This is a genomic window from Geminicoccaceae bacterium (assembly GCA_020638465.1).
Classification (GTDB): Bacteria; Pseudomonadota; Alphaproteobacteria; order Geminicoccales; family Geminicoccaceae; genus JAGREO01.
The window spans coordinates 1,056,417-1,070,804 of sequence record JACKIM010000002.1 but is presented as its reverse complement, the minus strand read 5'-3'; the positions used below and the strand labels follow the sequence as shown (position 1 = coordinate 1,070,804).

Annotated in this window: 11 protein-coding genes; 4 read left to right on the top strand and 7 right to left on the bottom strand. The window is 61.6% G+C overall.

The window, feature by feature from the left end; genetic code table 11:
- Window positions 1-35: 35 nt before the first annotated feature.
- Together H6851_15275 and H6851_15270 are read left to right on the top strand one after the other, a co-directional pair.
- On the top strand, window positions 36-3,485 hold the full coding sequence (locus H6851_15275; protein MCB9944967.1) for an indolepyruvate ferredoxin oxidoreductase family protein: 3,450 nt from the start codon (window positions 36-38) through the stop codon (window positions 3,483-3,485).
- A 98-nt stretch (window positions 3,486-3,583) separates the two neighbouring features.
- The gene (locus H6851_15270) at window positions 3,584-4,039 is read left to right on the top strand and encodes a ribose ABC transporter (GenBank protein MCB9944966.1); all 456 of its coding nucleotides are present in this window, start codon (window positions 3,584-3,586) and stop codon (window positions 4,037-4,039) included.
- Here H6851_15270 and H6851_15265 read toward each other — a convergent pair.
- The 3 genes from H6851_15265 to H6851_15255 are packed head-to-tail and all read right to left on the bottom strand — an operon-like array spanning window position 3,999 to window position 6,324.
- A complete protein-coding gene (locus H6851_15265; protein ID MCB9944965.1) occupies window positions 3,999-4,496 on the bottom strand; it encodes an 8-oxo-dGTP diphosphatase in 498 nt (165 codons plus the stop codon). The two genes, H6851_15270 and H6851_15265, sit on opposite strands and share 41 nt — an antisense overlap.
- 41 nt (window positions 4,497-4,537) lie before the next feature.
- The gene (locus tag H6851_15260) at window positions 4,538-5,485 is read right to left on the bottom strand and encodes an endonuclease/exonuclease/phosphatase family protein (protein MCB9944964.1); all 948 of its coding nucleotides are present in this window, start codon (window positions 5,483-5,485) and stop codon (window positions 4,538-4,540) included.
- A complete protein-coding gene (locus tag H6851_15255) occupies window positions 5,485-6,324 on the bottom strand; it encodes a folate-binding protein YgfZ (GenBank protein MCB9944963.1) in 840 nt (279 codons plus the stop codon). The genes H6851_15260 and H6851_15255 overlap by 1 nt, the downstream gene beginning before the upstream one ends.
- Window positions 6,325-6,462: 138 nt before the next feature.
- On the opposite strand from H6851_15255, the gene H6851_15250 reads away from it, so the two are divergent.
- Complete coding sequence (locus H6851_15250) at window positions 6,463-8,241, top strand: glycoside hydrolase family 15 protein (protein MCB9944962.1); 1,779 nt, start codon at window positions 6,463-6,465, stop codon at window positions 8,239-8,241.
- A 41-nt stretch (window positions 8,242-8,282) separates the two neighbouring features.
- Window positions 8,283-9,698: an alpha,alpha-trehalose-phosphate synthase (UDP-forming) gene (otsA, locus tag H6851_15245; protein ID MCB9944961.1), complete on the top strand. Its 1,416-nt coding sequence runs from the start codon at window positions 8,283-8,285 to the stop codon at window positions 9,696-9,698.
- Between the two features lie 37 nt (window positions 9,699-9,735).
- On the opposite strand, the gene H6851_15240 is transcribed toward otsA, so the two are convergent.
- The 4 genes from H6851_15240 to H6851_15225 all read right to left on the bottom strand — a co-directional run bounded on the left by H6851_15240 (window position 9,736) and on the right by H6851_15225 (window position 14,332).
- The gene (locus tag H6851_15240) at window positions 9,736-10,920 is read right to left on the bottom strand and encodes an aminotransferase class V-fold PLP-dependent enzyme (protein ID MCB9944960.1); all 1,185 of its coding nucleotides are present in this window, start codon (window positions 10,918-10,920) and stop codon (window positions 9,736-9,738) included.
- A 111-nt stretch (window positions 10,921-11,031) separates the two neighbouring features.
- A complete protein-coding gene (locus H6851_15235; protein ID MCB9944959.1) occupies window positions 11,032-12,618 on the bottom strand; it encodes a hypothetical protein in 1,587 nt (528 codons plus the stop codon).
- Window positions 12,615-13,436: a carbohydrate ABC transporter permease gene (locus H6851_15230; protein MCB9944958.1), complete on the bottom strand. Its 822-nt coding sequence runs from the start codon at window positions 13,434-13,436 to the stop codon at window positions 12,615-12,617. The genes H6851_15235 and H6851_15230 overlap by 4 nt, the downstream gene beginning before the upstream one ends.
- Entirely contained in the window at window positions 13,433-14,332 is a 900-nt protein-coding gene (locus tag H6851_15225; GenBank protein ID MCB9944957.1) for a sugar ABC transporter permease, read from the bottom strand. Before H6851_15225 ends, H6851_15230 begins: the two co-directional genes overlap by 4 nt.
- Window positions 14,333-14,388: the final 56 nt, after the last annotated feature.

The following is a 14,388-nucleotide window of genomic DNA, read 5'->3' as shown; positions in this document are numbered from 1 at the left end:
CGTTGAAAGCATTTGACTGATCAGGAGCCGGTTTCATGCTCGCCACCGGATTTGCCGTTGATGAAGACTATCGCCTTGACGATGCGCTCACACGCGAGCGCGGTGCCGTATTCCTGTCCGGCACCCAGGCGTTTGCCCGCCTTGCCCTCATGCAGCGCCATCTCGACGCTGCCAACGGCCTGAACACGGCGGGATTCATCACGGGATATCGAGGATCGCCGGTGGCTGGAGTCGACCTTGCGCTCTGGCGCGCGAAGGCCCTTCTGGATCGTGCGCAGATTCGTTTCCAGCCCGGTCTCAACGAGGCACTTGCCGCAACCTCGGTCCTTGGTTCGCAGCAGGTCGAGGCCGAGGGCAGTGCCCTGCACGACGGCGTATTCGCCTTCTGGTACGGCAAGGGACCCGGTATCGACTGGGCGGGCGATGCGATCAAGCATGGCAATGCCTATGGCAGCTCGCCGCATGGCGGCGTGCTGGTCATTGCCGGCGACGACCATGGTGCAGTCTCATCGACCATGGCGCATCAGAGCGATCAAGTCCTCCAGTCGTGGTATCTGCCGGTACTACACCCGGCCACCATTGCTGAATATCTCGAACTGGGGCTCTATGGCATCGCACTATCGCGCTACAGTGGCGCCTGGGTCGGCATGAAGGCCATCAGCGAGACGGTGGAGGGGGCGTCGAGCCTCGTCATTCCGGCGGCCCTGCCGCATTTCCATCGACCCGGCGATCATGCCGTACCGCCCGGTGGATTGAGTTTCCGCTGGAACGATCCGCCGAGCGTTGCCCTTGAGGCCCGCCTGCAGGCGAAGATCGCGGCCGCCGAAGCCTTTGCCCGTGCCAACCCCGTGGACCGCCGGATTACCGATCCCGATCATCCGCGCCTGGGCATCGTCACCGTCGGCAAAGCCCATCTGGACGTGATGGAAGCGTTCCGGATGCTGGGCTTTGCCGGGCCCGGCGACATCGAAGCGCTGGGCGTGCGCATCTACAAGATCGCCCAGACCTGGCCGATCGAGCGTGAGGGACTGCTGGCCGCCACCGGGGGGCTGGAGACGTTGCTGGTGGTCGAGGAAAAACGTCCCTTCGTCGAGGAGCAGATCAAGAGCCTGCTGTATGGCATGGATGCAAGCCGTCGCCCGGCCGTGTTCGGCAAGACCGACGATCGTGGCGCACCGATGCTGCCGGCATTCGGCGAACTGCGTCCGACCATGCTCATGAAGCCGATCGCGGAGCGGCTCGAACATCTCTATCCGAACCTCGAACTGGCGCCGACACTGGATCGCTACGCGTTTGAACCGGCGCCCCGGCCGGAACTGCGGCGGGTGCCGCATTTCTGCTCGGGCTGTCCGCACAACAGCTCCACCGTGCTGCCGGAGGGGGCGAAGGCCTTCGGTGGCATCGGCTGCCACATCATGGCTACCTGGATGGGGCGGTCGACCCGCGGGGTGACCCAGATGGGCGGCGAGGGAAGCAACTGGATCGGCCTTTCCCCATTCGTGGAACGTGAGCACATGTTCCAGAATCTCGGTGACGGGACCTTCTACCATTCGGGATCGCTCGGGATTCGTGCTGCTGTGGCAGCGAAGTCGCGCATCACGTTCAAGATCCTGTTCAATGACGCAGTGGCCATGACGGGCGGCCAGCCGCATGATGGCCCGCTCGATCCCGCAAGGATCACCCGGCAGGTGCATGAGGAAGGTGTGCGCCGGATCGCCGTCGTCAGCGACGACCCGACCCGGTATCCGGCCAACACCGACTGGGCACCGGGCGTGAAAATATTTCACCGCGACATGCTGGAAAAGGTGCAGGAGGACCTCGCTGCCCATGACGGCGTGTCGGTGCTGGTCTACGACCAGACCTGTGCGGCCGAGAAGCGCCGCCGCCGCAAGAAGGGGCTCCATCCCGACCCCGCACGCCGTGCGGTCATCAATACGCTGGTTTGCGAGGCCTGTGGCGATTGTTCGAAGAAATCGAACTGTCTCTCAGTTCAGCCGGTGAGAACCGAGTTCGGCATCAAGCGGCAGATCGACCAGTCGTCATGCAACAAGGACTATTCCTGTCAGGACGGTTTCTGCCCGAGCTTTGTCACCGTCGAAGGTGGACAATTGCGCAAGGGGGCCGGTCTCGAAGGCAGGGAGATCGACGGCAAGCTCGCATCCATCCCGCATCCCCGCCTTCCGGCCATCGAGCAGACCTACGAGATCCTGGTCACCGGCATCGGCGGTACGGGTGTGCTCACCGTCGGTGCGGTGATCGGCATGGCAGCCCATCTGGAGAGTCGTCCGGCCAGCGTGCTCGACTTTACCGGCCTTGCGCAGAAGGGCGGAGCGGTCCTGAGCCATGTGCGTATTGCCAGCTCGCGGGAATATCTCAATCAGTCGCGTATCGAGCCGCGCCAGGCCCACGCCATGATCGCCTGTGATCTGGTTGTGGCCGCCGACCGAAGTGCCCTCGAAACCCTGCGTGAAGGTCGTACCAGGATTGCAGCCAACGTCCATGTCACGGCAACGGCCGGCATCATCCGCGACCCGGCCTACGACATCCACACGGAGCGGCTGATTGCGCGCATCGAGAAGCGGGCCGGGGCCCGGTCGCTGAGCACCATCGACGCCCACAGGCTCGCCCTTGCCGTCACGGGCGACGCAATTGGCGCCAACATGCTCCTGCTCGGCTTTGCCTGGCAGAAGCAACTCCTGCCCTTCACCCTTCGCGCGATGGAGCGTGCCATCGAGCTCAATGGCGTGGCCGTGGCGGCCAATCTGCGGGCCTTCGCCTTCGGCCGTCTGGCGGCCCACGATCCGGCCTGGCTGGAGAACATGCTCGATGACGACGAAGTGGAGCCGCAGACGCTGGATGAGTTGGTCGCACATCGCGCTTCTCATCTCGAAGCCTATCAGAATCGTGCCTATGCCCGGAGGTATCGCGATTTCGTATCGACGATGGCGGAACATGATACCGAGCTGGGTATGACCGTCGCCCGGCAGCTTTTCCGCCTCATGGCCTACAAGGACGAGTACGAGGTGGCCCGGCTGTTCACCGATGGCCGCTTCAAGGCCGAGATCGACAGCGCTTTCGAGGGAGATTTCAGACTGCGCTATCACATGGCGCCTCCTGCGTTGTCCTTCCTGCGGAATGCCCGTGGCGAACCGCGCAAGCTGGCGCCGGGATCGTGGATGACCTTGCCCCTGCGCGTTCTCGCTGCGCTGAAAGGGCTGCGGGGAACCGTGCTCGATCCGTTCGGCATGAACGTCGAGCGCAGGAAGGAGCGCCAGCTCATCGAGACCTATTGCACTGATCTGGAGAGGTTGGTCGCCGCCGGCGATATCGGGCGTGCCCGCAGTCTTGCGGCCCTGCCTGACGTCATTCGCGGCTTCGGTCACATCAAGATGGCCAATATCGTGCTGTACGAGCAACGCAGGGCGCGGCTGCTGGCGCCGCCCGAGAGGGTCGGTCCCGAGCCGCTGGCGGTGGCTGCCGAATAGGGACCTTCAACCCTCTTTGCCTGTCTCCTTTCCTTGCCTATGCTCCGGCTGTGCCGGTCGCGATGGGATGGCCGGAGTTTGTCCAGGGGAGGAACGACATGCTCATCGGTATCAATCCACTATTGACCGGCGATGTGCTGGGAATGTTGCGCGACATGGGGCACGGTGACACCCTCTGCGTCGTCGATGCCAACTTCCCGGGGCGCGAAACGGCACGACGGGCGAATGTCCCCTGGGCGCACATGGATTGCGACCTGCCGACGGCGATGCGCGCCATCCTGTCGGTGTTCCCGCTCGACAGCTATGTCGATGAACCCGTGCACCGCATGGAAGATGGCGGCAACCCCAAGGAACTCAATGCCGCCCATCGCGACGTCAAGGCGGCGATGGACGATGTCGCGGGCCCGCAATGGAAGCTCGGCGGCATCGAGCGTTTCGCGTTCTACAGGGAATCGCTGAACTGCTCGATGGTGATCTCCACCCAGGAGCGTCGCGGCTATGCCTGTTTCATCCTCAAGAAGGGGATCCTGACGCCCCAGGGCGAAGTCGGCTGAACGATTCGGTTCGCCCCGTCAGGTGAAGGTCCGCGTCATAGCTGAACTTGAGTTCGAGCAGACGCGGATCGGAGCCGATGACATGCGGCAGGATGGTCCGGTCGGTTTTCGGCATCGCAATGTCGTCGATTTCGCTGACGGCCCACCAGCGTAACGGGCCTTCGCGCTCGTCACTGGTGACCGCACCGCTGACATCATGAGCGAGATAGGCAAAGACCAACCAGTCGAAGTCCGCCCGTGGCGCCGTTTCGCGAAAGACGGCGCGCAACGAGACGCTGCCGGCGACGAGGCCGGTTTCCTCGCGCAGTTCACGAACGGCACATTCGTACGGCGCCTCGTGCTCGTCCACCTTGCCGCCAGGTGCCACCCAGCGTCCGACAAAGGGCGGTTTCACGCGCCTTTGCAACAATACGCAGTCATCGCGGACAACGAATACGAGGGTTCCGAGTACTGGCATGTCCATCCTTCCCGAGATCCGCCGCTGCGAGGCATCGGCGATCAACGCGTCTTGATACGCAACTCGACGAGTACGGCCTTGTGATCCGATCCCGGCATGTTGACCACCTCGCGCGAGACGATTTCCACCTCATTGCTGGTCAGGACCTGGTCGATGGGCAGTCTCAGCGGCCATGGCAGTGCTGACGGCCATGTACCCTGAATGCCCCGGTGGGCGGTCAGCCTCGAATTCCGTTCGATTTCGTGCACCACGCGGCCCCATGGAACCGCGTTGAAGTCGCCCACCAGGACCGTCGGGCCATCCACGCCGGCGGCGAGGTCGGTGATCAGCTGGGCATGCCGTTCCTGATGATAGACCTGCCCGATGGGAATGGGACGGGTCATGTGGGCACCTATGACGGCAAGCGGGCCCTGAGGGGTATCCACGTCTGCCAGAACGGCCCGGCTGCGCAACCAGCGATCCGCCGGAGTGCTGGTGGCCGATACGGGGAAGCGGGAGAGAATGACGACATCGCAACCGCTCAGATTGAAACAGTCGGCCTGTGCCGGATAGGATGCAATCAATGCCGCGGCATCCTTTCTCCAGTCCCGGAGAAATTCCGCGAGGACGAGAATATCCGGATTCATGCGTTCGATGGTGCTGATCGCCGCCGCCCGGCTGGTATTGTCCGCCCAAAGATTGCTGAACAGGAGACGGATGGTGGGGACATGAGCCTCGGCGGAGGAGGATGGAACCAGCGCCGGTTGGATGTGGAATATCTGGACCAGCAGGCAGAGGCCGTAGATCGTCGTCGACGGCCAGCGATGACGCAATAGCATGATGGCGGCGGAGATGGCGGTCAGGGCCGCCGCCTGCAGTAGGAACTGGGTCAGGAGATCCGCCCGCGAACTCAGATCCGAGGCAAAGGGAATGATCGCCATCGCGCCGGCAAGGGCAAGCCCGATCGCATTGAGCAGATGTCCAGGACGGAACCCTCGCAAAAGGCGCATCAGCCGCGCGGCTCCACGGTGTGCAGCAGGCGGATTGTACCATTTGCCCAGGAGACACCGCCCGCATCCTCGATGGCCTTGATGCCATCGATACGGACGAGCGCCATGCCGTAGCCGTCGCATGAGCTTCGCATCTCGGCAACCTCCTTGCCATCGAGTTCGAGCAAGGTCCCACAGGCGGGAGACTCGCCGTCGATGATGACAGGCAGGAGCCGACGCTTGGCCAGGCCACGATGTTTCATGCGGGCGGTGAGTTCCTGTCCCACATAGCAGCCCTTGGTGAATGAAACGCCATTCAACCGTTCGAAATCCGCCTCGGCGAGGGTGGACCGTTCGCGCACGAGATCCCTTGCACCATCAGGGATGCCGAGTTTCAGGCGATGAAGGTCGTAGAGGGCAGGATCGTCGAGGGAGGGAGGAAGCATGGCCTCGCTGCCGACGAGGCGAAGGCCGAGGCCGGGATCGCGCGGATCCGCGAAGGCCATGAAGCCTTCGGGCATGGATTCACGTCGTTCGGGAAACATCGCGAGCACGCAACTCCGCGTTTCCTCGTCGATGTCGACCTTGGCGCGCAACCTGTACATCGTCAATCTTCGGACCAGATCCTGCCGGCCCTCCGCCGCCACATCGACCAGAATGACGCCACCATCCTGCTCATAGAGGATGAAGTCATGCAAAAACTTGCCTTGCGGCGTCAGCAGTGCCGCGTAAAGTGGGCATGCGGGCTGCAGGGCACCCACATCGTTGCTGACGATACCCTGCAGGAACGCCCTTGCGTCCTTTCCGGAGATGCGCAACAGGGCACGATCTGCGAGGTGGACGAGATGCTCTTTCGCCATTCCCTTGCCGTTCTTCACTTTTGAACGTTCGTGGCATGACGTGGGGCCTCGTGGGGCCGGGCACAAGAGGGGAAGGGCCATTGCGTCGCAGATGCCCGGGTTTTACCCGACAATGAAAACTCACAATTGAGATACTGCATGAACAACCTCGACTACGGTCTGATCGGCAACTGCACGATCAACGCCCTCATTGACCGCGATGCCAACATCGTCTGGAGCTGCTTTCCCCGTTTCGATGGCGATCCGGTGTTCAGTCGCCTGCTCGATAATGACACCGAACGCGGCTATTTCGGCATCGAGATGGAGGGCACCGTCGAAAGGGAGCAGTCCTATATACGCAACACGGCGATTTTGCGCACCGTGTTTCGCAACGACCGTGGTTCCGGCATCGAGATTGTCGATTTCTGCCCGCGTTTCGAGCAGTTCGACCGCATGTTCCGGCCGACCATGATCGTGCGGATGGTCTGTCCGCTGGGCGAGGCGCCGCGCATCCGTGTCCGCCTGGCTCCGCATTTCAACTACGGTGGCACGAAGCCGGGTGTCACGCGCGGCAGCAACCACCTGCGCTTTGTCGACGATACACAGTCCTTGCGCCTGACTACCGACGCGCCACTGACCTACATCACCGATGGCGATGCCTTCCGACTCGACAGCCCGATTGTGCTGATGCTGGGACCCGACGAGAGCCTGAGGGGCGCCTTGCGCGACACAGCCCGCGAATTTCTCGAAAAGACAACGGCCTACTGGCAGCATCTGTCGGGCCGCCTGCACGTGCCGTTCGAATGGCAGGAGGCCGTGATCCGCTCGGCGATCACACTCAAGCTGTGCAGCTTCGAGGAAACCGGCGCGATCATCGCCTCGCCGACGACCTCGATGCCGGAAGCCGATAACGAAGGCCGGAACTGGGATTACCGCTATTGCTGGATCCGCGACGCCTTCTTCGTCGTGCGCATTCTCAATCGCCTCGGTTATATCGAGACGATGGATGATTACCTTCGCTACATTGAGAATATCGTCTCGGGTAGCAGGGATGGCTTCATGCAACCGGTGTTCGGGATCGCGGCCGAACGCGAGCTGGTCGAGCGCACGATCGAGACCCTTGCGGGCTTTCGTGGCAACAAGCCTGTCCGGGTCGGGAACCAGGCTTATGAACACCTGCAGCATGATGGCTACGGCTCGGTCATCCTTGCGGCGACACAGGCGTTTTTCGATCAGCGCATTCGCCAGCCCGCCGGCATTTCCACCTTCGAAAGGCTGGAAATCCTGGGTGAGAAGGCCTGGGAGTACCACAACCAGCCGGATGCCGGATTATGGGAATTCCGTACCAAGGCATTCGTTCACACACACTCGTCATTCATGTGCTGGGCTGCATGCGACCGGCTCGCGCGTATCGCCGCCCGTCTGGAACTGAATGAACGCAGGGCCTTCTGGCGGGGACGTGCGGACCACATCAAGGCCCTGATCGAAAGGGAGGCATGGAACGAGAAGCTCGGCAGCTTCACGGCCAGCTTCGGCGGCGACGACCTCGATGCCAGCCTCCTGCTGATGGAAGAAGTCGGCTTCATCAAGGCCGATGATCCGCGCTACATCGGTACGGTGGAGGCGGTTGCGCGCGAACTGCGCGATGGTCCCTACCTGCACCGCTACAAGGCCCCGGACGATTTCGGAGCGCCGGAAAACGCATTCCTCATCTGCAGTTTCTGGCTGGTCGAAGCGTTTGCCGCCATCGGTCGTCATCAGGAGGCGCGCGAATTGTTCGAAGAACTGCTATCCTGTCGCAATCATCTTGGCCTGCTGGCCGAGCATGTAAACCGGGATACCAAGCAATTGTGGGGCAATTTCCCGCAGACCTATAGTCATGTCGGCCTGATTTCCTGTGCCATGCGATTGAGCAAGTCCTGGAACCAGGTGGTCTGAAGCCCTACACTCTTCATCCCCAAGTTCAAGAGGAAGATACGCTGTCCCGTCTCGTCGTTGTGTCCAATCGCGTTACCCCCATCACCTCGCGCCAAGTCAGTTCGGCCGGCGGTCTGGCGGTAGGTGTGCATGCCGCCCTCAAGGACACCGGAGGTCTGTGGTTTGGCTGGAGCGGCGAGACGGGCGAGAATCCGCGTGAAGAACCGAAGGTCTTTCGTACCGGCAAGGTCACTTATGGCCTTGTCGACCTGAATACCGATGATTTCGAAGCCTATTACAGCGGTTTTTCCAATCGAACGCTGTGGCCGCTGTTTCACTACCGACTCGATCTCGCCAGTTTCGAGCATCAATGGTATTCGTCCTATCGAAAGGTCAACCAGCGCTTTGCCGAGGCCCTGTTCCCGCTTCTGCGTCACGATGACGTCATCTGGATCCACGACTACCAGTTGATACCGATGGCCACTGAGCTACGCCGTCTGGGCGTGACGACAAGGATTGGCTTCTTTCTGCATATTCCCTTTCCCACGCCGGAAATATACCTGACACTACCGTGGCATCGCCAGTTGTCCGCTGATATGGCCAATTACGACCTGATCGGGTTCCAGACTGGCACGGACCAGCGCGAATTCAGCCACTACATTGAACACGAGCTCAATGGTACGGTGAAGCGCGGCACATCCGTCGAGGCACTGGGGAGACAGTTCACGATTGGCACCTATCCCATCGGCATCGATGTCGACGATGTCATGGCCATGTCACGGTCGGCCGAAGCCCGCAAGCATGCCGACAGGGTCCGCGCAACGCTGCCCGGCGACCGCAAGCTGATGATCGGTGTGGATCGCCTCGACTACACCAAGGGGCTGATCGAGCGCCTGCGAGCCTATGAAATGCTGTTGCAGGATTATCCGGCCCTGCGCCGTCAGATGGTGCTCATGCAGATTTCTGCCCCCTCGCGAGAGGATGTGCCGGAATATACCGAGATCCGCCAGCAGGTCGAACTGATGAGCGGCCATATCAACGGCACCTACAGCGAGTCAGACTGGGTACCGCTCCGTTACATCAACCGCAGCCATACCCGCCGCGTGCTGACAGGCTTTTTCCGCATCAGTCGGGTCTGCCTCGTCACTCCCTTGCGCGATGGCATGAATCTCGTTGCGGAAGAATATGTCGCCTCGCAGGATCCCGACGATCCGGGTGTGCTGGTGCTCTCGCGTTTCGCCGGTTGCGCGCGCATTCTCGAAGGTGCGCTGATCGTCAACCCGTATGACGTCTATCATGTCGCGGACACGCTGCACGCGGCCTTGAACATGCCGCTCGCAGAACGCCAGGACCGGTGGCAGCGCATGATGCAATCGACACGCCGGAACGACATCAATGCATGGCGGGAGCGCTTCCTTCGCGATCTCTGCCGCAAGACGGGCGATGCCAGCGAAGACGGGGTGGCAGCGCCGAACTGACGGAATCGCCAGGGTCCCGACGCCGTCCAGCTTGCGATTATCCCGCCGAGACTTCCAGCGAGCACAAGGCAGCCTCCACACCGCCCGGCTCGATGGGAATGCCGGAGCGGCGCAGGGCCAGTTCGGTGGTCGCCAGCGCCCCGAGAATCATCGGCTCGTTGAGATCCCCCAGATGACCGATCCGGAACACCTTTTTCTCAAGCTCGCCAAGTCCTCCGCCCAGTATCAGGTTGTACCGCTCACTGGCCATCCGGCGCATGCCATCGACATCGTGACCGTCCGCCACACGAATGGCAGTGACGGCATTGGCGCGCGCTGTCGCATCCCGGCATTGGAAGGACAAGGCACCAGCCTTTGACCAGTGGACCACTGCCGCCCGGGTGGCATCGGCCAGCCGCCGATGGCGCTCGACCACCCGGTCGATGCCTTCGCCCAGCACCCGGTCGAGAGCCGCACGCAGGCCCCATACCTGCTGCAGGGGCGGCGTTCCATGAAACCACATGTAGCTCAGTTCGCCTCGACGGAACTGCAGATCCCAGTACCGGCGCGGATGCCGGCAGCGTTCCGCCACCGTCATCGCCCGGTTGTTGAAGGCGAGGAAGGCAAGGCCGGGCGGCATCATCAGGCCCTTTTGCGACGCGCTCATGGCGCAATCCACGCCCCAACCGTCCATGTCGAATTTTTCAATAGCCAGTGAGGCTATGGCGTCGACCACCAGCAGGGCAGGGTGGCCGGTCTCGTCGAGGATCCGACGAATGGCCGCAATATCGTTCCGGGCGCCGGAAGCCGTTTCGGTATGGACGCACAGTATGGCCCGGATCGCGTGCTCCGTATCAGCCTCGATTTCGTCACGCACCTGTTGCGGATCGACGGCACGGGTCAAGTCAGCCGGCGTGGTCCGGACATGGAGGCCCAGACGCTCCGCCATCTGCGCCCAGGCATCGGAAAATCGCCCGGTCACCGGTACGAGTACGGTATCGCCGGGTTCGAGCAGATTGACCAGCGGCACCTCCCAGGCTCCGTGTCCGTTGGAGATGAAGCAGAAGACCTCGCCGGATGTGCGAAAGACCTTCTTCAGGTCATCGAGGCAGCCGCGTGCCGTGGTCGTGAATGCCGGCGACGCAAAATCCTCGGCCGGACGATGCATCGCGCGAAGTACATCGTCGGGAATATTGGTAGGTCCGGGCGTATGCAGGAAAATTCGACCGGGGGCTTGGAACATGATTGCTGCGGGCTTTCAGGAAATGAATGACGGTGGGTCCAGGGGAGGGTTGCGCTGTAGGACGGGTAGCTCGCCTTGTAAAGATGCCGGTATTTTCAAGGCCATGGACTCTCAGTTCGCGATCATCGGCTTCTTGCGCAGGAAAGGCTCGATGGCGACCCACGCCATAAACAGCATGGCCGACAACGGCAGTAATATCCACGGTGTCATGAGATGCGAATGGGTAAGGCTGACAATGGCACCGGCGATGCCGAGGAGACCCGCAAGCCTGGCCATGACGACGCGCATCTGCCGGCGTGCACGGGGCGTTCCGATCACCTTGAGCACTTCGCCGGAAACCAGCGGCTCCGGTGGATCGGCAAGATCGGCCGGAAGTTCGAGCCCCTCGATCAGGTCGGGCAGGTCAATCCCAAGACCCAGAAGCCGGCGCGGTTCGTTGTCATGGGCATCGACCATCTGGATGAGGCTGGCGCCCGCCTTCTCCTCGGCATCGAGTTCCTCGATGCTGCAATCGAGATGTTCGGCCATCAGATCAAGTCTCAGGCGGCGGATATTCTCATCTGCTTCAATGCTCTCGTAGGCGAGATTGGTCTCCGAATCGAGGCCCATGGACCGCCGCGCCAGGTTGGCCGAACCGACCATGAGAAAGCGATCGTCGACAATCAGCATCTTCGAATGGACAGTAATGCCCAGTCCGTCGACTTCGGGGTAGACCAGCCGGCAGCGATCGGCGAACGGTGCCAGGGCCTGCGCGAAGCGCTGCCGCCCCAGGTCCATCACCGCCGTTTCGAGGAAGCCCTGACAGACCTCGCCGGTGACGATGAGAACGACGAGCCCCGGCACCTCTTCCAGCCGCTTGCGCAGCGCCTCGCGGACCTGCGGGTAGGTCAGGTACTGGTTTTCCAGATAGATGTGATGACGGGCCGATGTCACGGCGTCGAGCCACAGTGCCGAGATCTCGTCCGTCTTCGCGGTCTGTCCGTAGGGCGCGCGGGTGCGTGCCACGGCGAAGAGCACGTCGCGCCATTGCGGTTCGACCACGTCAACCCATAACGGGCGATGTTCTTTGCAGGATACAGGGTCGCGCTCGGTGACATTCTTCCAGCGTTGCATGGCGATCGTCTGGACCTCGGCGGCAATCGGCCCCTCGACCATCATCATCATGTCGTGGAACGGCTTGGGCGGCTCCTCGTCCTGCACCGAGCGAAGATCGTCGCCTGGCCGGTGAAGACGCGTGTCGTAACGTCCGGTCGCCAGGTCGAGGCCGCCGACAAAGGCAAGGCTGCCGTCGATCACGACCATCTTCTCGTGATGCGATCCGCCCAGCGGGTGGTGGTCGTCGAGTTCGAGCCGCAGCCGCGGATGATCCACGGAAAACCGCCAGCCCGGCAATGGCTGGCGCTCGATCGAATAGGTGATCAGCCAGTCCCAGATGAGAACATGAATCTCGAGGTCGGGTGCCCGCTCGACCTGCCGCAGGAGAATTTCCCCCAGAGTGCCGCATTGCGGTTCGTCCTGTTCGAGGACGAGATCGGCACGGATATCCCAGCCGACGATGAACACGCTCCTCCTGGCCTGGGCAAGGGCACGGGCCAGCGCGCGAAAATAGTTTTCGCCGTCGATGAGGACGGCGGCACGTGTTGCCCGGGCTACGGCCATGCAGTTGTGGCCGGGCCGCAGGATGGGAGGTTCGCTCATCCCTTCACAGCTCCCATGGAAACGCCCCTTACGAGAAATTTCTGCAACATGGCGACAGCAACGAAGATGGGGATAGTGCCAAGCGTGCTCATGGCCGCGATCTTGGCCCAGAAGTTGGATTGTCCTCCGAAGTAGTGGGTCACCTGGACGGGAAAGGTGGTCGCCTCGTTACGCGTGAGGACCAGGGCGAAGATGAAATCGTTCCAGGCAAAGACGAAGGTGAAGACGGCAGTCGCGAACAGGCCGCTGCGTACCACCGGGAGTACAATTCTGAAGAAGGTCTGCCAGCGGGTACAACCGTCCACCAAAGCGGATTCCTCCAGTTCGATCGGCACATCCTTGATGTACCCGCGCATCATCCAGATGACATAGGGCAGGTTGAATGCCGTGTAGAGCAGGATCAGGCCGGTAAAGGTGTCGACCAGCGACAGCTTCACATAGAGTAGGAATACTGGAAAGACGATTACAATGGGCGGAATCATCCGATTTGAGATGACCCACATCGAAAAATGTTTCCCACCTGTCCGAAATCTCGCCATGGAGTAGGCACACATGGTGCCCAGCATCATCGCCAGTGCCGTACTGACCGTGGCGATGACCAGTGAATTCCACACTGTTTCCGCGTCGCCATCCTTGAACAACACCAGATAGTTGGAAAACTGGACCTGTGCCGGCCACCAAACGGGCGGGCTCGAGAAGATCTCCTCCGGTGTCTTGAACGAGATCATCACCAGCCAGTAGATGGGGAACAGGAAGAACAGCAGGGCGAAGCAGGCCAGCAGGTAGCGCAGCGGCAACGACCACCATTTCCGCCTCATCGGTCGATCTCCATGCGATTGAGGGCGGCCATCACCGCCACGGTCAGCAGGATGATGATGACAAAGGCCATCGCCGCCGCGTAGCTGGTTTCGAACTGCTGAAATCCCTCGACATAGGCATAGATCGAGATCGTTTCGGTGGCCGTACCGGGTCCGCCCCTGGTCAGCGCCCATACCACATCGAAAAGGCGGAAAAGGTCGAGCCCGCGGATCAGCAGGGCAATCCACATCACCGGTCTGATGATGGGCAGGGTCACATACCAGAATGTCTGCCAGAAATTGGCCCCGTCGAGTTCAGCCGCTTCGGTCAGCGAGGTATCGACGTTGGAGAGGCCTGCCAGCAGGAGAAGGAACATGAACGGTGTCCATTGCCAGATTTCGGCGATCAGGATGGCAGGGTAGACGAAAGACGGATTGACCAGCCACAAGATGGCCTGCGGTTCGCCGGTGATCCAGCCGAGGATCTCGTTGACCGGGCCGAAACGGTTGTCGAACAGCAGCCGCCAGGCGGCTCCGGCGATGATCGGCGAAGTGACCACCGGCAGGATCAGCAGGGAGATGAAAATCTGCTTGCCCGGCATGCGTTCGAGGAACAGCAGCGCCAGCAGCATTCCCAGAGCCAGCTCGACCGGCAGGGCGATGATCAGAAAGATCATCGTATGCAGCAACGCCTGCCAGAAGCGCGCGTCGCCCGCCAGTCTCGCATAGTTGAGCCATCCCGAAAAGCCCGTGTCCTCCTCGAACATGTTGATGTTCTGGAAACTGATGACGAGCGTGTAGATGACCGGAAAAAGCCCCACCAGCAGGATGACGAAAACTGCGGGCCAGACCATGGCGTGACGAAAATGGCGGTCGCCGAACCGCGAGCCGCCAACGGCCCCGTCAAAGGTCGACATGACGATGCCTTTCCTCCCCTGAAAGCATTTGCCGACTGGATATCGCAGGCCTGCTG